Annotated in this window: 18 protein-coding genes; 11 read left to right on the top strand and 7 right to left on the bottom strand. The window is 71.4% G+C overall.

Annotated elements, in window-relative coordinates:
- Positions 1–319 precede the first annotated feature (319 nt).
- Together DMH12_RS10740 and draK are read left to right on the top strand one after the other, a co-directional pair.
- Positions 320–997, top strand: coding sequence for a response regulator transcription factor (locus DMH12_RS10740; RefSeq protein ID WP_125491337.1), 678 nt, complete (start codon positions 320–322; stop codon positions 995–997).
- Positions 998–1,028: 31 nt separating this feature from the next.
- A complete protein-coding gene (draK, locus tag DMH12_RS10735; RefSeq protein ID WP_125491336.1) occupies positions 1,029–2,303 on the top strand; it encodes a two-component system sensor histidine kinase DraK in 1,275 nt (424 codons plus the stop codon).
- Between the two features lie 7 nt (positions 2,304–2,310).
- Here the strand turns inward: draK and DMH12_RS10730 are convergent, their stop codons facing one another.
- Positions 2,311–2,883: a GtrA family protein gene (locus DMH12_RS10730; protein WP_125491335.1), complete on the bottom strand. Its 573-nt coding sequence runs from the start codon at positions 2,881–2,883 to the stop codon at positions 2,311–2,313.
- A gap of 166 nt (positions 2,884–3,049) precedes the next feature.
- Between DMH12_RS10730 and DMH12_RS10725 the strand changes: the two genes are divergently transcribed.
- Genes DMH12_RS10725 through DMH12_RS10715 form a run of 3 tightly spaced genes read left to right on the top strand, consistent with a single transcriptional unit; the run spans position 3,050 to position 5,917 of the window.
- A complete protein-coding gene (locus DMH12_RS10725) occupies positions 3,050–4,189 on the top strand; it encodes a 5-(carboxyamino)imidazole ribonucleotide synthase (protein WP_185832244.1) in 1,140 nt (379 codons plus the stop codon).
- Positions 4,186–4,710, top strand: coding sequence for a 5-(carboxyamino)imidazole ribonucleotide mutase (gene purE, locus DMH12_RS10720; RefSeq protein ID WP_122617052.1), 525 nt, complete (start codon positions 4,186–4,188; stop codon positions 4,708–4,710). Before DMH12_RS10725 ends, purE begins: the two co-directional genes overlap by 4 nt.
- A gap of 28 nt (positions 4,711–4,738) precedes the next feature.
- Positions 4,739–5,917 (top strand): dipeptidase, encoded by a 1,179-nt coding sequence (locus DMH12_RS10715; protein ID WP_125491333.1) that lies wholly within the window; start codon positions 4,739–4,741, stop codon positions 5,915–5,917.
- On the opposite strand, the gene DMH12_RS10710 is transcribed toward DMH12_RS10715, so the two are convergent.
- The gene (locus tag DMH12_RS10710; protein WP_125491332.1) at positions 5,866–7,008 is read right to left on the bottom strand and encodes an alkene reductase; all 1,143 of its coding nucleotides are present in this window, start codon (positions 7,006–7,008) and stop codon (positions 5,866–5,868) included. The genes DMH12_RS10715 and DMH12_RS10710 overlap by 52 nt on opposite strands.
- Before the next feature lie 61 nt (positions 7,009–7,069).
- Between DMH12_RS10710 and DMH12_RS10705 the strand changes: the two genes are divergently transcribed.
- Both DMH12_RS10705 and DMH12_RS10700 read left to right on the top strand, forming a co-directional pair.
- A complete protein-coding gene (locus DMH12_RS10705) occupies positions 7,070–7,426 on the top strand; it encodes a MerR family transcriptional regulator (protein ID WP_125491373.1) in 357 nt (118 codons plus the stop codon).
- Positions 7,427–7,519: 93 nt separating this feature from the next.
- Positions 7,520–8,650: a dipeptidase gene (locus DMH12_RS10700; RefSeq protein WP_125491331.1), complete on the top strand. Its 1,131-nt coding sequence runs from the start codon at positions 7,520–7,522 to the stop codon at positions 8,648–8,650.
- A gap of 12 nt (positions 8,651–8,662) precedes the next feature.
- Here DMH12_RS10700 and DMH12_RS10695 read toward each other — a convergent pair whose 3' ends face one another.
- Together DMH12_RS10695 and DMH12_RS10690 are read right to left on the bottom strand one after the other, a co-directional pair.
- Positions 8,663–9,061, bottom strand: coding sequence for a VOC family protein (locus DMH12_RS10695; protein ID WP_125491330.1), 399 nt, complete (start codon positions 9,059–9,061; stop codon positions 8,663–8,665).
- 32 nt (positions 9,062–9,093) lie between these two features.
- A complete protein-coding gene (locus tag DMH12_RS10690; RefSeq protein WP_125491329.1) occupies positions 9,094–9,465 on the bottom strand; it encodes a VOC family protein in 372 nt (123 codons plus the stop codon).
- Between the two features lie 107 nt (positions 9,466–9,572).
- On the opposite strand from DMH12_RS10690, the gene DMH12_RS10685 reads away from it, so the two are divergent.
- Positions 9,573–10,079, top strand: coding sequence for a CGNR zinc finger domain-containing protein (locus DMH12_RS10685; protein ID WP_125491328.1), 507 nt, complete (start codon positions 9,573–9,575; stop codon positions 10,077–10,079).
- Between the two features lie 110 nt (positions 10,080–10,189).
- Here the strand turns inward: DMH12_RS10685 and DMH12_RS10680 are convergent, their stop codons facing one another.
- The gene (locus tag DMH12_RS10680) at positions 10,190–11,533 is read right to left on the bottom strand and encodes a UDP-glucose/GDP-mannose dehydrogenase family protein (protein ID WP_125491327.1); all 1,344 of its coding nucleotides are present in this window, start codon (positions 11,531–11,533) and stop codon (positions 10,190–10,192) included.
- A 180-nt stretch (positions 11,534–11,713) separates the two neighbouring features.
- Here DMH12_RS10680 and DMH12_RS10675 point away from each other — a divergent pair, with 180 nt between their 5' ends.
- Both DMH12_RS10675 and DMH12_RS10670 read left to right on the top strand, forming a co-directional pair.
- Entirely contained in the window at positions 11,714–12,871 is a 1,158-nt protein-coding gene (locus DMH12_RS10675) for an acyl-CoA dehydrogenase (RefSeq protein WP_125491326.1), read from the top strand.
- 146 nt (positions 12,872–13,017) lie between these two features.
- Positions 13,018–14,058 carry a vWA domain-containing protein gene (locus DMH12_RS10670; RefSeq protein ID WP_125491325.1) on the top strand — a complete coding sequence of 347 codons (1,041 nt, stop codon included), beginning with the start codon at positions 13,018–13,020 and terminating at the stop codon, positions 14,056–14,058.
- A gap of 14 nt (positions 14,059–14,072) precedes the next feature.
- Here DMH12_RS10670 and DMH12_RS10665 read toward each other — a convergent pair whose 3' ends face one another.
- Positions 14,073–14,639 carry an acyl-CoA thioesterase gene (locus DMH12_RS10665; protein WP_161329101.1) on the bottom strand — a complete coding sequence of 189 codons (567 nt, stop codon included), beginning with the start codon at positions 14,637–14,639 and terminating at the stop codon, positions 14,073–14,075.
- A 119-nt stretch (positions 14,640–14,758) separates the two neighbouring features.
- Between DMH12_RS10665 and DMH12_RS10660 the strand changes: the two genes are divergently transcribed.
- The gene (locus DMH12_RS10660) at positions 14,759–16,039 is read left to right on the top strand and encodes an LCP family protein (RefSeq protein ID WP_185832243.1); all 1,281 of its coding nucleotides are present in this window, start codon (positions 14,759–14,761) and stop codon (positions 16,037–16,039) included.
- 24 nt (positions 16,040–16,063) lie between these two features.
- Here the strand turns inward: DMH12_RS10660 and DMH12_RS10655 are convergent, their stop codons facing one another.
- Positions 16,064–17,440 (bottom strand): LCP family protein, encoded by a 1,377-nt coding sequence (locus tag DMH12_RS10655; protein ID WP_125491323.1) that lies wholly within the window; start codon positions 17,438–17,440, stop codon positions 16,064–16,066.
- Positions 17,441–17,540 lie beyond the last annotated feature (100 nt).

The raw sequence follows: 17,540 nt of genomic DNA, 5'->3' as shown, positions 1-17,540 counted from the left end.
CCCCTGGGGTCGGCCCGCACACAAAAGAGACCTTCAGCGTCGAACTGTCGCCAAAGGTCCCCTGGGTGCTACAGGCGCTGATTCACCATACGGCAGGACACCGCCCGGTATGGAAGGACTTGAGACACGGATCACAGGTGATTCCGGAACCGCGAACGATCATTCGAAGGTCCATTCCAGAATGGCATCCCACAGCCGCAGGGCCGAGCCGGGGGTGCGTGGACCCGCTCGGCGCCGGGGTGTCCGGCTTGTCCATGGGTAAGAGTTCCGGGCGGCGATCATGCCCCGGGCGTTGCTCCGAGCGGTCTACCATCAGCTCATGACCCGTGTACTGCTCGCCGAGGACGACGCGTCCATCTCGGAGCCGCTGGCCCGCGCCCTGCGCCGGGAAGGGTACGAGGTCGAGGTGCGTGAGGACGGACCCGCCGCACTCGACGCCGGGCTCCAGGGCGGCATCGACCTGGTCGTGCTGGACCTGGGCCTGCCGGGCATGGACGGTCTGGAGGTCGCCCGGCGGCTGCGCTCCGAGGGCCACGCCGTACCGATCCTGATCCTGACCGCGCGCGCCGACGAGGTGGACACCGTGGTCGGTCTGGACGCGGGCGCCGACGACTACGTCACCAAGCCCTTCCGCCTCGCCGAGCTGCTCGCCCGGGTCCGGGCCCTGCTGCGGCGCGGCGCCGTCGAGCCGCCGCAGCCGCCCGCCACGCACGGCGTGCGGATCGACGTCGAGTCGCACCGGGCCTGGATGGGCGAGGAGGAGCTCCAGCTCACCGCCAAGGAGTTCGACCTGCTGCGGGTGCTGGTGCGCGACGCGGGCCGGGTCGTCACCCGCGACCAGCTGATGCGCGAGGTCTGGGACACCACCTGGTGGTCGTCGACCAAGACCCTGGACATGCACATCTCCTGGCTGCGCAAGAAGCTGGGCGACGACGCGGCGAACCCTCGCTACATCGCCACCGTGCGCGGTGTGGGTTTCCGTTTCGAGAAGAACTGAGCCCCCGCAGGGCCTGCCCGGGTAAGAGGACATGCGCCGCCGACTGATCCAGTCCACGCTCGCCGTGGTGCTCGTCGTGATCGCCGTCTTCGGCGTCTCCCTCGTGATCGTGGAGACCCGGACGATCAGCAGCACCGCGCAGGAACGGGTCGACCTGGAGGCGGTGCGGCTGGCCAGCATCGTGGACAGCCGGCTGATCGGCACCGGCTCCGTCGACGCGCGGTTCCTGCGGGAGCAGATCCGGGACGCGCGGTACGCCGTGATCCGCATCCCCGGCGAACCGGTCATCGAGGTCGGCAGCAAGCCGACGGGTGAGGTGCTGCGGGGCACGGCCACCGGTGAGGAGGGCGAGACCGTCCTGGTCGAGGAGCCCAGTTCCTCGGTGACCCGGGAGGTCGGCCGCACCCTGCTGATCATCGGCCTGGTGGCGCTGCTCGCGGTGGTCGCCGCCGTGCTGCTGGCGATCCGGCAGGCCAACCGCCTCGCCTCCCCGCTCACCGACCTCGCCGAGACCGCCGAGCGCCTCGGCTCCGGCGATCCGCGCCCGCGGCACAAGCGGTACGGCGTCCCCGAGCTGGACCGGGTCGCCGACGTGCTGGACTCCTCCGCCGAGCGCATCGCCCGGATGCTCACCGCCGAGCGCCGCCTGGCCGCCGACGCCTCCCACCAACTGCGTACGCCGCTGACCGCGCTGTCCATGCGGCTGGAGGAGATCACCCTCACCGACGAGCCGGAGACGGTGAAGGAGGAGGCGACGATCGCGCTGTCGCAGGTGGAGCGGCTGACGGACGTCGTGGACCGGCTGCTGACCAACTCGCGCGACCCGCGCAGCGGCTCCGCCGTCACCTTCGAACTGGACGACGTCATCCAGCAGCAGATCGCCGAGTGGCGTCCCGCCTACCGCAGCGAGGGCCGGGCGATCGTCAGCTCGGGCAAGCGGCACCTGACGGCCGTGGGCACGCCGGGTGCCGTGGCACAGGTGCTGGCCGCGCTGATCGAGAACTCCCTGATGCACGGCGGCGGCACGGTGGCCCTGCGGACCCGGGTGACCGGCAACCAGGCGGTCGTGGAGGTCACCGACGAGGGCCCCGGCGTCCCGGGCGACCTCGGGGCGCGGATCTTCGAGCGCGCGATCAGCGGCCGGAACTCGACGGGCATCGGTCTCGCCGTCGCCCGGGACCTGGCCGAGGCGGACGGCGGCCGCCTGGAGCTGCTCCAGGGCCGCCCCCCGGTCTTCGGACTCTTCCTGTCCCGCACCCCGCCCCCGAAGAAGTCGTCCGGGGACGCGGGCGGCACGGTGCGCTAGCCGGCGCTCAGCGGTGGGCCGCGGGGGTGCCGTCGGAGGTGGGTACCGGGGCCGGGCGCCCGTGCTCCCGGAAGGTGTCCGCGCCGGTCACCGGCGGACGGGCGGGCAGCGTGCGGAAGACCCAGGTGCGGTACGACCAGAAGCGGAAGAGCGTGCCGAGTCCGATGCCGAGGAACTTGAAGATGTTGCTCTGCAGCGGGCTGTCCCAGCCGAAGCCGTACGTCGCCGTGTAGAGCACACCGTTCTCGATGACCAGTCCGACCGCGCTGAACAGCAGGAACAGCGACATCTCGCGGGTCCGGTGGCCCTTGTCGCGGTCGCGGTAGGTGAAGTAGCGGAAGCCCACGTAGTTGAAGACGATCGCGACGATCGTCGCCACGATGCTGGCCCGCACCACCTGGAGGTCGGTCACGTGCCGCACGAAGTTGAAGACGAGGAGGTTGACCAGCACCCCCGCGCCGCCCACCGCGCCGAACTTCACGACCTCACGCACCAGCCGGTCGATCCGCGCCCGCAGCGGGCCGCGGGGCGCGGGCGGAGCGGGGGGAGCCATGTGAGCACCCGAGGAACCACGTTCCATGGTCGTGCAGGCCCCCGTCCTTCGGTTGGCGTCAATCTGTTCATGCTAACCACCCGGACGCGCGATCTTCCTGCCGAGAGACCGGCGGGGGTCGGGAACGGGCGGCCGGAGGGGCGGGAAACGGCCGGTAAACAGGTGGGCTCCGCGCGGCCGATACGCTAGGGGTGTGACGTTCCCCGTAGTCGGCATGGTCGGCGGTGGCCAGCTCGCTCGTATGACACACGAGGCGGGCATCCCGTTGGGCATCAGGTTCAAGCTTCTCAGTGACACACCTCAGGACTCTGCGGCGCAGGTCGTGAACGAAGTCGTCATCGGCGACTATCGCGATCTGGACACGCTGCGCGAGTTCGCGCGCGGCTGTGACGTGATCACCTTCGATCACGAGCACGTGCCGACCGAGCACCTCAGGGCCCTGGAGGCGGACGGCATCCCCGTCCGTCCGGGCCCCGACGCGCTCGTGCACGCCCAGGACAAGGGCGTGATGCGCGCGAGACTCGACGCGATCGGCGTGCCCTGCCCGCGGCACCGGATCGTGCGCGATCCGGACGACGTGGCCGCCTTCGCGGCGGAGGGCGACGGATTCCCCGTCGTCCTCAAGACGGTCCGGGGCGGGTACGACGGCAAGGGCGTGTGGGTGGTGGACTCCGTCGAGGAGGCCGCCGACCCCTTCCGCGCCGGGGTGCCGGTGCTGGCGGAGGAGAAGGTCGACTTCGTCCGCGAGCTGGCCGCCAACGTGGTCCGCTCCCCGCACGGCCAGGCGGTGGCCTACCCGGTCGTCGAGTCCCGGCAGGTCAAGGGCGTCTGCGACACCGTGATCGCGCCCGCCCCCGGCCTCGACGAGGACCTGGCCCTGCACGCCGAGGAGATGGCGCTCAGCATCGCCAAGGAACTCGGCGTCGTCGGCCACCTCGCCGTCGAGCTGTTCCAGACCCGCGACGGCCGCGTCCTCGTCAACGAACTGGCGATGCGCCCGCACAACTCCGGCCACTGGACGATGGACGGCGCGATCACCTCGCAGTTCGCCAACCACGTCCGCGCCGTCCTCGACCTCCCCCTCGGCGACCCGCGCCCGCGCGCGAAGTGGACCGTGATGGTCAACGTCCTCGGCGGCGACTACCCGGACATGTACTCCGCGTACCTGCACTGCATGGCCCGCGACCCCCAGCTGAAGATCCACATGTACGGCAAGGACGTGAAGCCCGGCCGCAAGGTCGGCCACGTGAACACCTACGGCGACGACCTCGACGACGTGCTGGAGCGCGCCCGTCACGCTGCCGGCTACCTGAGAGGGACGATCACCGAATGAGCCCAGTTGTCGGCATCGTCATGGGGTCGGACTCCGACTGGCCCGTCATGGAGGCCGCCGCGAAGGCCCTCGACGAGTTCGAGATCGCCTACGAGGTCGACGTCGTCTCGGCGCACCGCATGCCGCACGAGATGATCGCGTACGGCGAGCAGGCCGCCGGCCGCGGACTCAAGGCGATCATCGCCGGGGCCGGGGGCGCCGCCCACCTGCCCGGCATGCTCGCCTCCGTCACCCCGCTGCCGGTCATCGGCGTCCCGGTGCCGCTGAAGTACCTGGACGGCATGGACAGCCTCCTGTCCATCGTGCAGATGCCGGCCGGCGTCCCCGTCGCCACCGTCTCCGTGGGCGGCGCCCGCAACGCCGGTCTGCTGGCCGCCCGCATCCTCGCCGCGCACGACGAGGAACTGCAGGGCCGCATGCGCGAGTTCCAGCAGGAGCTGAACGACCAGGCCACCGAGAAGGGCAAGCGGCTGCGCAGCAAGGTCGAGGGCGCCGCGGCCGGCTTCGGATTCGGAAAGTGACGGACGGACAGTGACCGAAGGGACGCGGATGACCTCGCTGGACCAGGCCCGGGAACTGCTGCGCGAGTTCCCCGTCGTCGACGGGCACAACGACCTGCCCTGGGCGTTGCGCGAGCAGGTCCGCTACGACCTCGACGCCCGTGACATCGCCTCCGACCAGTCCGCCCACCTGCACACCGACCTGGCCCGGCTGCGGGCCGGCGGCGTCGGCGCGCAGTACTGGTCGGTGTACGTCCGCTCCGACCTGCCGGGCGCGGTGACGGCGACGCTGGAGCAGATCGACTGCGTGCGGCGGCTGATCGGCCGCCACCCCGAGGACCTGCGGGCGGCGCTCACCGCCGCCGACATGGAGGCGGCCCGCGCCGAGGGCCGGATCGCGTCGCTGATGGGTGCCGAGGGCGGCCACTCCATCGACAACTCGCTGGCCACCCTGCGCGCCCTGTACGCGCTCGGCGTGCGCTACATGACGCTCACCCACAACGACAACGTCGCGTGGGCGGACTCGGCGACCGACGAGCCCGGCGTCGGCGGCCTGTCGGCCTTCGGCCGCGAGGTCGTCCGCGAGATGAACCGCGAGGGCATGCTGGTCGACCTCTCGCACGTCGCGGCGACGACGATGCGCGACGCGCTGGACGCCTCGACCGCGCCGGTGATCTTCTCGCACTCCTCGTCCCGGGCCGTCTGCGACCACCCGCGCAACATCCCGGACGACGTCCTGGAGCGGCTGCCCGCCAACGGCGGCATGGCGATGGTGACGTTCGTGCCGAAGTTCGTGCTCCAGGCGGCCGTCGACTGGACCGCCGAGGCCGACGAGAACATGCGCGCGCACGGCTTCCACCACCTCGACTCCAGCCCCGAGGCGATGAAGGTGCACGCCGCCTTCGAGGAGCGCGTCCCGCGTCCCGTCGCCACCGTCTCCACGGTCGCCGACCACCTCGACCACATGCGCGAGGCCGCCGGCGTCGACCACCTCGGCATCGGCGGCGACTACGACGGCACGCCCTTCACCCCGGACGGCCTCGGCGACGTCGCGGGCTACCCGAACCTCATCGCCGAGCTGCTCGACCGCGGCTGGTCCAAGGCCGACCTGTCCAAGGTGACCTGGAAGAACGCGGTCCGGGTGCTGGGCGACGCCGAGGACGTGGCCCGGGGGCTTCAGACCACCCGGGAGCCGTCCAACGCGTCGCTGGAGGAACTCGACGGCTGAGCCGTCATCTCTCCGAGGGCGGGGTAGTCGGTGTATCCGGTCGCCCCGCCCACGTACATCAGGTACCGGCCCCGTACGGGGTTCAGCGGCGCGCCGAGCCGCAGCCTCGCCACCAGGTCCGGGTTGGCGAGGAAGGGCCGGCCGAGCGCGACCAGGTCGGCCCCGGCGGCCAGCAGCCGGGCGGAGGCGTGCCGTACGGCGTCCGTGGCGGGGGATTCGGGCAGGACCGGGTTGGCGATCAGCACCCCGGGCCACCCGGCGCGGAGCCTGCCGAACAGCGGGGCGTCCGGGTCGGCGTGCACGAGGTGCAGATAGGCGAGCCCCAGTCCGCCGAGACGCTCCACCAGGGCCGGATACAGCGCGTCGGTCGCGCCCTCCGCGATGCCGTTGACGGTGTTGCCGGGGGAGACGCGCAGGCCGACCCGCTCGGCGCCGATCTCGGCGGCCACCGCCTCCACCACCTCGGCCGTGAACCGGATCCGCGCGGCGACGGAGCCGCCGTAGCCGTCGGTGCGCAGGTTGGTGTTGGCGGCCAGGAACTGGTGCAGCAGGTAACCGTTGGCGGAGTGCACCTCCACCCCCTCGAAACCGGCGTCCAGCGCGTTGCGGGCGGCCCGCGCGAAGTCGGCGACGGTGGTCCGGATGTCCTCGGTGGTCATCTCCCTGGGGACCACGGCGGGCCTGCGTCCGTCGGGGGTGTGGATCGTCTCGGGCAGCGGCACGGGCGAGGGCGCGACCGGCGTCAGGCCGCTGGTGGCCGGATGGCCGACCCGGCCGCCGTGCTGGAGCTGGAGGAACATCCGGCCCCCCGCCGCCCGCACGGCGTCGGTGACCCGCCGCCAGCCCGCCACGTGCCGGGCGCTGTGCACGGCGGTGATGTTCGGGTACGTCTGCCCGGCCGCGTTCGGCGTCGCGGCCTCGGCGACGATCAGCCCGGCGGTCGCGCGCTGGGCGTAGTAGGCCGCCATGAGCGGGGTCGGCGTGCCGTCGGCCTCCGCCCGGTTCCGGGTGAGGGGGGCCATCACGAGGCGGTTGGGCAGGGTGAGCGGGCCGAGCGGGGTGGACGCGAGGAGGTCTGTTGTGTTCGACATGCCCGTACGCTAAAACTTGACACCAATGTCAGAATCAAGCCCGGAGCGGGGGGTACGGCGGATGCGGATCGGCGAACTGGCCCGGCGCACGGGCGTCAGCGAGCGCTCGCTGCGCTACTACGAGACGCAGGGGCTGCTCGCGGCCGGGCGTACGCCCGGCGGGCACCGCGATTACGCGGAGGCGGCCGTCGACCGGGTCGTCCGCATCCAGGAGCTGTACGCGGCCGGGCTGTGCAGCAGCAAGATCGCGCAGTTGCTGCCGTGCATGCGCGACGGCGACGGCGGCCCCTCGGCCATGGCGACGCCGAAGCTGGTCGCCGAGCTCACCGCCGAGCGCGCCCGCATCGACCGGACCATCGCCGACCTGCTCCGCTCCCGGGACACCCTGGACGAGGTGATCGACGCGGCCGGGGGCTGAGCCGCGTACCCCCGAACGCCCCGCTCACCAGGAAGCCCTTTCCGCTCCGTGCGACGGTGGCCGTACCTCACGAACGAGCGTACGGAGCGCGCCATGGCAGACCTCCAGGACGACCTGCACACCGGTACCGAGGCCGGCGGGCTCGGCGACCTGTCCGAGCCGCTCGCCGCGCAGGCCTTCCCGCCGGAGCCGTACACGCCCGTCTCCGACCCCGACGACGAGCCGCTGACCCGGGCGCACGCCGTCCTGGCCTCCCACCCCGTCGCCGACGGCTACAGCGGGCTGCCCTGGGCGCTCAAGCACCTGCCCTGGTACGACCTGGAGCTGGGCGAGAGCGCCGTCGACACCGATGTGCCGCGGCTGCGCGAGGGCCACGTGGGCGCGCTGCTGTGGTCGCTGCACCTGCCCGAGGCCCTCGACGGTGACCGCGCGATCGGCGCCACGCTGGAGCAGTTGGACCTGGTCAAGATGGTCGTGCGGGCCCATCCCGAGGGGCTGCGGCTGGCCTATGACGCCGGGCAGGCCATCGACGCCCGCAACTGCGGCCGGGTCGCCGTGGTGCCGGGTCCCGCGGGTGCCCCCGCCCTCGGCGACTGCCTCGGCATCCTGCGTTCGCTGCACGCCCTCGGCCTGCGCGTGCTGACGCTGTCCGGGGTGAGCTGGGCGAGCGAGGCGGGGCTGACCCGGTTCGGCGAGGAGGTCGTCCGGGAGATGAACCGGCTCGGCGTGCTCGCCGACCTCTCCGGCGCCTCCGCCGAGACCATCCGCCGCACCTTCGCCGTCTCCAAGGCGCCGGCCGTGTGCACCCGCTCCGCCGCCCGGGCCCTGCGCCCGCACCCCGCCAACCTGCCCGACGACCTGCTGGTCGAGCTGGGCGCGGCCGGGGGGCTGTGCATGGTGCCGCTGACCGCCGAGCAGACCGGCCCGACCGTCCGCGACGTCGCCGACCACCTCGACCACGTCCGCACGGTGGCCGGACCGGAGAGCGTCGGCCTGGCCGGCACCTACGACTCGGGCGCCGCCCACCCGCTGGAGCTGGGCGACGCCTCCTGCTACCCGCGGCTCATCGCCGAGCTGCTGCGCCGTGGCTGGGACGAGGCGGACGTGGCCCTGCTGACCTGGGGCAACGTCCAGCGCGTGCTGCGCGGCGCGGCCTTCACCGCCCGCGCGGTGCAGCAGCGCCGGGAGCCGTCGACGGCGACGATCGCCGAACTGGACGGCTGAGCGCCGGGCCGGTCAGGGGTGCTCGATCCGGCACAGGCAGAAGGGGTGCCCGGCCGGGTCGGCGTACACCATGAAGCCCTTGGTCTCCCGGTCCTCCAGGTCCAGCGGCCGGGCGCCCAGGGCGAGCACCCGCTCGTGCGCCGCGTCCATCTCGGCCCAGGTCGACCCGCCGTCGAAGTCGAGGTGGAACTGCTGGGCGTTGCGGTCGGAGCGCGGCCACTCCGGAGGGGTGAGGCCGGGGGCCCGCTGGAAGGACAGCCGCGGACCGCCGGGCACGTGGAGCACCACCCAGTCCGGGTCCTCCTCGTCGGGCGTCCCGCCGCCGACCTCTGCGTAGAACCGGGCCAGCTCACGCGGCTCGGGGCAGTCGAGGACGACGGAGCGGAAACGTGCGGCGGGTGTCGTGGCCATGCGGGATCCTCCTGGTTCGGTGGGTGCCTTGCTCAGCAGGCGCAGAGGCAGAACGGGTGCCCGGCGGGGTCGGCGTAGACCCGGAAGGTGCGGGCGCGGTCCTCCGCGTCCAGCGGGCGCGCGCCCAGCTCCAGCACGGCCTTCTCGGCCGCGTCGAGGTCTTTGACGTCGAGGTCGAGGTGGAACTGCTGGGCGCCGTCGGGCCCGGGCCACTTCGGCGGTACGTAGCCGGGGGAGGCCTGGAAGGCCAGCGTCTGCCCGCCGGGCAGGTTCAGGTCGACCCACTCGTCGTGGTCGTCGCTCTTGTCCTCGACGGTTCCGCCGAGCACGCCGGCGTAGAAGCGGGCCAGTGCGTGCGGGTCGGGACAGTCCAGGACGACGACGCCCAGTTCGGCGACAGCCATGACTTCCTCCTTGAGGTCCGCGGTGGTCGCTGCGACGGTTACCTGCATGAGGCGGGTAACCGGTAACGGTTACCTCATGCTCCCGCATTGGCGGTAACGTCGCAAGCATGAGTGTGAGATCGCCCGCGCCGGGAGGTCTGGAGCTGGTCCGGGCCCTGGTGAACACGCTGGACGTCGAGACGGGCGCCGACTCGCTGGACACGCCGGAGAACCGGGCGCGGTTCGGCCTGGCGGAGGACGCCGTACCGGACGCCCGCGAGCTGCGCGAGTCCCTGCGCGTGACGCTGCTCGCGCACGCCGGCCATCCGCCGCACCGCGCGGTGACCCCGCTGGGCGATTTGCTGGCCGCGGCTCCGCTGGTGGTGACGGTCGACGACGCCGACGGCTCCGCCGCCCTCGCCCCGGCCCGGGAAGGCCTGCTGGCCGCACGGGTCGCCGCCGCCGTCGCCGAGGCGCTGGTCGCCGGCACCTGGAACCGGCTGAAGGCCTGCGAGGCCGTCGACTGCCTCTGGGCGTACTACGACCGCAGCCCGGCCGGACGCGGCCGCTGGTGCTCGATGCAGGTGTGCGGGGCGCGCGCCAAGATGCGCAGGTACCGGGCCAAGGAGGCGTGAACCACACGGGGTTCACCGGCCCCGGGCCGCGCGATGGGGCAGAATGCGGACGGCGCCGGTTCGGCCGACTGAGCCTCGGCCGAACCGGCGCCGCCCTTCACCGGACACTGCTAGGCCGTGGGACGGCCCATCGCCCGGTAGGTCCAGCCGGCCTTGCGCCAGGTCTGCGGGTCCAGCGCGTTGCGCCCGTCCAGGATCACCCGGGCCGCCGCGGCCTCGCCCAGCGTCGCGGGGTCCAGCTCGCGGAACTCCCGCCACTCCGTCAGGTGCAGCACCACGTCGGCGCCCCGCACCGCCTCCAGCGCGGAGTCGGCGTACCCGAGGGTCGGGAAGAGCCGCCGCGCGTTCGCCATGCCCTTGGGGTCGTACACCGTCACCTGGGCGCCCTGGAGGTGGACCTGCCCGGCGACGTTCAGCGCGGGGGAGTCCCGCACGTCGTCCGAGTCGGGCTTGAAGGTGGCGCCGAGCACCGCGATCCGCTTGCCGAGGAACGGGCCGCCGCCCAGGGCCTGCCGGGTCAGCTCCACCATCTGGCCACGCTGGCGCATGTTGATCGAGTCGATCTCGCGCAGGAAGGTGAGCGCCTGGTCCGCGCCCAGCTCACCGGCGCGCGCCATGAACGCCCGGATGTCCTTGGGCAGGCAGCCGCCGCCGAAGCCGATCCCGGCCCGCAGGAACTTCCGGCCGATCCGGTCGTCGTACCCGATCGCCTCGGCCAGCTTGGCGACGTCGCCGTCGGCCGCCTCGCACACCTCCGCCATCGCGTTGATGAAGGAGATCTTGGTGGCCAGGAAGGAGTTCGCGGAGGTCTTCACCAGCTCGGCGGTCGGGAAGTCCGTGACGACGAAGGGAGATCCCTCCGCGATCGGTGTGGCGTACACCTCGCGCAGCAGCTTCTCCGCCCGCTCGCTGCGGACACCGACCACGAGCCGGTCGGGACGCAGCGTGTCCTGGACGGCGAAGCCCTCGCGCAGGAACTCCGGGTTCCAGGCCAGTTCGGCGTCCGCACCGGCCGGCGCGTGCTCGGCGAGGTAGGCGGCCAGCCGGTCGGCGGAGCCCACGGGCACCGTCGACTTCCCGACGACCAGCGCCGGGCCCGTCAGATGGGGCGCGAGCGAGGCGATCGCCGAGTCGACGTACGACATGTCGCAGGCGTACTCGCCGTGCTTCTGGGGCGTGTTCACGCACAGGAAGTGCACGTCACCGAAGGCCGCGACCTCCGCGAAGTCGGTGGTGAAACGCAGTCGCCCGGTGGCGCCCTCGATCCCGGCGACGTGCTTGGCCAGCAGCTCCTCCAGACCGGGCTCGTACATGGGCACCTGGCCCCCCTTGAGCATCTCGATCTTCTCGGGCACCACGTCCAGGCCCAGCACCTCGAAACCGAGTTCGGCCATCGCCGCCGCGTGGGTCGCGCCGAGATAGCCGGTACCGATCACGGTGATCTTGAGGGCCATGGGTGCTCCAGAGGTGTACGGCGGGGTGCGCGCCCGAGCATAACGGGGGTGCGGGGCGGCCTCGTCGGTCGGCTGTCGCCAAGCTCACCTATCCACGACCCCGGCCAGGGCTCTAAAATTTGTGTTACTTAACGGTAGTTAGCGTGCCCAGCATCACAGCGTTTTGGAGCGTGAGACACCTTGGCCGGATCGGCTGACTTCGACCTGTACCGCCCGTCCGAGGAGCACGACATGCTCCGCGACGCCGTCCGTGCGCTGGCCGAGGCGAAGATCGCGCCGCACGCCGCGGCGGTGGACGAGGAGGCCCGCTTCCCGCGCGAGGCCCTCACCGCCCTGACCGCGAACGACCTGCACGCGGTCCACGTCCCCGAGGAGTACGGCGGCGCGGGCGCCGACGCGCTCGCCACGGTCATCGTGATCGAGGAGGTCGCCCGCGTCTGCGCCTCCTCCTCCCTCATCCCGGCGGTGAACAAGCTCGGCTCCCTGCCGGTCATCCTCTCCGGCTCCGAGGAGCTGAAGAAGAAGTACATGACCCCGCTCGCCCAGGGCGAGGGCATGTTCTCCTACTGCCTCTCCGAGCCCGACGCGGGCTCCGACGCGGCCGGCATGAAGACCAAGGCCGTGCGCGACGGCGACCACTGGATCCTCAACGGCGTCAAGCGCTGGATCACCAACGCCGGCGAGTCCGAGTACTACACGGTGATGGCGGTCACCGACCCCGCCAAGCGCTCCAAGGGCATCTCCGCCTTCGTCGTCGAGAAGTCCGACGAGGGCGTCTCCTTCGGCGCCCCGGAGAAGAAGCTCGGCATCAAGGGCTCGCCCACCCGCGAGGTCTACCTGGACAACGTCCGCATCCCCGCCGACCGCATGATCGGCGAGGAGGGCACCGGCTTCGCCACCGCGATGAAGACGCTGGACCACACCCGCATCACCATCGCCGCCCAGGCCCTCGGCATCGCCCAGGGCGCCCTCGACTACGCCAAGGGCTACGTCAAGGAGCGCAAGCAGTTCGGCAAGCCGATCGCCGACTTCCAGGGCATCCAGTTCATGCTCGCCGACATGGCCATGAAGATCGAGGCCGCCCGGCAGCTCACCTACGCCGCCGCCGCGAAGTCCGAGCGCGGTGACAGCGACCTGACCTTCCAGGGGGCCGCCGCCAAGTGCTTCGCCTCCGACGTCGCGATGGAGGTCACCACCGACGCCGTCCAGCTCCTCGGCGGCTACGGCTACACCCGTGACTACCCGGTCGAGCGCATGATGCGCGACGCCAAGATCACGCAGATCTACGAGGGCACCAACCAGGTCCAGCGCATCGTCATGGCGCGCAACCTTCCCTAGCAGGATCTCGCAGGTCAGGAGGCAGCCCCCGGCGTGACGCCGGGGGCTGCTGTCGTACGTCCCAGGGTGCCCTGGCGCTGTCCGGGCCGATTGTCAGTGGTGGGTGAGACGGTAGGGGCATCGAGTCGGAAAGAGGGGGAGCCGCCTTGTCCGGAAGCCAGAACTACATCAACCACGTCGCTCTCGTGCTGGACGCCAGCTCGTCCATGTCCCGGCTGAGCCAGAAGGTGGTCGAGGTCGCCGACGAGCAGATCGCCTACCTGGCCCGCCGATCGCAGGAACTGGACCAGGAGACCCGCGTCACGGTGTACGTCTTCGCCGACAGGGTGGAGTGCGTCATCTACGACAAGGACGTGCTGCGGATGCCGTCGCTCAAGCAGATGTACCGCGTCGGCGGCATGACCGCGCTGCTGGCGGCCACGCTCAAGTCGCAGCGGGAGCTGGCGCACACCGCCCAGCTGTACGGAGACCACAGCTTCCTGACCTTCGTCCTCACCGACGGGCAGGAGAACGTGAGCCACCGCTGCCCGGACGCCCCGGCCAGGGATCCGCGTGCACTGGTCGACGCCGTCGCCGGGATGATCGAGACGCAGGAGGACAACTGGACGCTGGCCGTCCTCGTGCCGGACCAGATGGGCAAGCGCGAGGCCATGCAGTACGGCTTCCCGAAGGACAACATCGCCATCTGGGACGCCACGAGCACGCAGGGTCTGCAGGAGGCCGGGCAGGTCATCCAGGAGGCCACCGAGAAGTTCATGGTGGGCCGCGCGCAGGGCATCCGGGGGTCGCGGGCGGTGTTCTCCACGGGCGCGGAAGCGATCAACAAGGACACCATCAAGGCGGCCGGCCTCACCCCGGTGGACACGTCGAAGTACCAGTTGGTCCCGGTGACGCGTGACGCGGCGATTCGGGACTGGGTTGTCGAATGCGGGTACACGTACCGCACCGGCGGTGCGTTCTACCAGCTGAGCAAGTCGGAGAAGGTCCAGCCGAAGAAGCAGATATCAGTGCTGGAGAAGAAGACGGACCGGGTGTACACGGGCCCGGAGGCCCGAGCGCTGCTCGGCCTGCCGGACGTGGAGGTCCGCGTCAAGCCCGACCACAACGACGACTTCACGATCTTCGTCCAGAGCACCAGCGTGAACCGGAAGCTCGTACCGAACACGAGGCTGCTGCTGATGCTCTGACACCCGGTGCTCGCTCAGTCCTGGTACCCCTCCGCCACCCGCCGCTCCCGCAGCTCCATGATGGCGCGGCGGCGGGCCAGGCGGTGGGTGCGGCGGATCTGGGCCTCCTGGTAGCGCCGCTTGTCCTTCTCCGTCTCCGGCAGCACCGGCGGGACCGTGCGCGGCTTGCCGTCCGCGTCGACGGCGGCGAAGACCAGGTACGCCGAGCCGACCTGGGTGGCCGGGGTGGACTCGTTCCAGCGTTCCGCCATGACCCGGACGCCGACCTCCATGGAGCTGCGGCCGGTCCAGTTGACCTGGGCCTTCACATGGACGAGGTCGCCGACGCGGACCGGCTCGAGGAACGCCATCTCGTCCATGGACGCGGTGACGGCGGGACCGCCGGAGTGCCGTCCGGCCACGGCGCCCGCCGCGTCGTCGACGAGCTTCATGATCACGCCGCCGTGCACGGTGCCCAGAAGGTTGGTGTCGCCGTGCGTCATGATGTGGCTGAGGGTGGTGCGGGAGGCCGAGGTCGGCTTGCCCGGGATCTCCGGTGGCGCCGACCGCGCGGCCGAGGCCTGTTCTGCCTGGTCTGTCATGGCCTCCACCTTATGCCGCGGCGACACCGGCGTGATTTGTGTCAGCTTCGCAACAGCGCTGCCCCTATTTTCCGACGACCCTTGTATGGCCCACAGCGGGTACCTGCACACTGGTGCGCATGAATGATTGGCCCGAGGGATGGTCCGGTGACAACCGCGGCCGGTACGGACGTGGCAGCGGCAGCGCACAGCCCGAGAGCGCACGCGTGATGCGCCAGGTCCGCCGCGGCTCGGCCCCGCCGCCCGGCCCGGGCCCGTCGGCCCCGCCGTACGGCGGCGGAGTGCCGCAGCAGCCTTCCTACGTCGACGGCCAGGGGCACGGCGGCGACGGCTACGACAGCGGCTACAACACCGGCCAGGTCTACGGCAGCCCCGGCGGCCGCGGGCCGGGACAGGGCCGCGGCGGGGCCGGACGGCCCGCCCCGGACTGGCGCAGACGGATCAAGTGGACCGCGATCACCGTCGTGACCGCGCTGGTCGTCACCACCGTCGGCACCTACTTCTGGGCCAACTCCAAGCTCAACCGCGAGGTCGACCTGTCCAAGGTCATCGAGCGGCCCGAGGCCGGTGAGGGCACGAACTACCTGATCGTCGGCTCCGACAGCCGCGAGGGCATGACCGACGACCAGAAGAAGGACCTGCACACCGGCTCCGCCGAGGGCAAGCGCACCGACTCCATGATGATCCTGCACACCGGGGACAACGGGTCGACGCTGATCTCGCTGCCCCGTGACTCGGACGTGGAGATCCCCTCCTTCGTCGGCTCCGACTCCGGCAAGACGTACCCGGGCACCGGTCGGCACACGAAGCTGAACGCCGCGTACGCCGAGGACGGCCCCGAGCTGCTGGTGCGCACCGTCGAGCACAACACCGGGCTGCGCCTGGACCACTACGTGGAGATCGGCTTCGCCGGCTTCGCGAACATCGTGGACGCGGTCGGCGGCGTCGAGATGGACATCCCGCAGGACATCAAGGACAAGAAGTCCGGCGCCGACCTCAAGAAGGGCAAGCAGACCCTGAACGGCGAGGAGGCCCTCGCCTTCGTCCGCACCCGGTACGCGCTGGCCGGCTCCGACCTGGACCGCACGAAGAACCAGCAGAAGTTCCTGTCGGCGCTGGCGAGCCAGGTGGCCACCCCCTCGACGGTCCTCAACCCGTTCAAGCTGTACCCGACGATGGGCGCCGGCCTGGACTCCCTCATCGTCGACAAGGACATGGGCCTCTTCGACCTGGCGAGCATGTTCTGGGCGATGAAGAGCGTCAGCGGCGGCGAGGGCACCTCGATGAACATGCCGATCTCCGGCAGCGTCGGCGGGAACCTCAAGTGGGACGACGCCAAGGTGAAGCAGCTCGTCCAGGAGCTGAAGAACGACGAGAAGGTCACCGTCACCGGCAACTGAGCCGGCGCCGGGCGGCCGGGCCCCTCACTCCTGGCCGCAGACCACCTCGTCGCCCCGCACCACCGTGCCCGACCCCTGCGGCGGATCGGCCGGCCGCACCTTGACGGCCTGCCGGAAGTCGGCGCCCGCGATCACCTTCAGCAGCGCGCCCTGCCCCTTGACGGGCCGCAGCTCGCTGCCGGGCAGGGCGGCGGCCAGTGACTTCGCCGACTGGTCCCAGCGGGGGTCGTAGGCGACCACGGTGCGCTCGACGGCGCGGTCGGCGGCGTTCCGCGGCGCCCGGGTGGTGCGGAACCCGGTCGCGGCCAGCGCGTCGTCCACCCGCCTTCCCAGGCCCGGGGTGCGGGTGCCGTTCTCCACCTGGACCCGGATCTGCTTCGGGTCCACCGGGACCCGCACCGGCGCCGGGCCCGTGGGCTTCGGCCGGGGTGCCGACAGCGGCTTGTCCTCGCGCAGGGCGTCGAAGATCCGCTCGGACTTCACCGGGTCCCACTTCAGCGTCGAACCGACGCCCTTCACGGCGTACCCCATCCTCCCGATGGGCACGGTGGTGAACTCGGAGGACGACGGTGAGAAGTTCCGCATCGCCCGCCCCAGCGCCAGCAGCTCGTCGGTGCCGAAGCCCTTGTCGGCCCGCACCGAACCCAGCACGGCCCGGGTGACGTCACGGAACTTGAGCGGGTTCAGCAGGATGCCCGAGGAAGTCGCCCGGTCGATCAGGGCGGCCAGGAAGCGCTGCTGGCGCTTCATCCGGCTCAGGTCGGAGGCCCCGTCGAGGTGGCGGGCCCGGACGTACTGGAGCGCCTGCCCGCCCATCAGGGTGTGGTCGCCGGCCGCGAGGTCGAGCCCGGTGTAGCTGTCCTTCAGCGGCTGGACGGTGCAGATTTTCACACCGCCGAGGACGTCCACGGTCTTCATGAAGCTGGTGAAGTCGACCTCCAGATAGTGGTCGATCTTCACGTGGGTCATGTTCTCCACGGTACGGATGGTCAGCTGCGGGCCGCCCTCGGCGTAGGCCGCGTTCAGCTTCAGCGGGTGCCCCTTGTGCTGCTCCCCGGTGGTGCGGTCGGTGTGGCCGGGCGTCTCGGCGTACGAGTCGCGGGGCAGACTCACCACGCTCGCCCGCTCCCGGTCCTCCGAGATGTGCACGATCATGACGGTGTCGGTGCAGTGGCAGGGGGCGCCGCCCAGTCTGTACCTGCGCCGCTCCGCCTCGCTGATCCGGTCCCGGCCGTCGGTGCCGACCATCAGGACGTTCATGCCGTCGCCCGCCTTCGGGCGGTTCTTCATGTCCTTGAAGGGGTCGACACGCGAGATGTCCGCGTCCAGCCCCGAGAGCACCATGTGACCGATGCCCGCGGAGGCGAGCACCACCACCGACAGCGCGGTCACCGCCCGCATGGCCCAGCGCGGCTTCTTCCGCCGTACGGGGGGCCTCGGCGGGCATCGGTCACATGGTGCTCTCGGGGCTGGACGCGGGCCCGTCTCTCATACACACATC

This window comes from Streptomyces sp. WAC 04229 (assembly GCF_003947455.1).
Taxonomy (GTDB): Bacteria; Actinomycetota; Actinomycetes; order Streptomycetales; family Streptomycetaceae; genus Streptomyces.
Note: the sequence above shows the minus strand (reverse complement) of the source record. Positions and strands in the feature narration are given on the sequence as shown.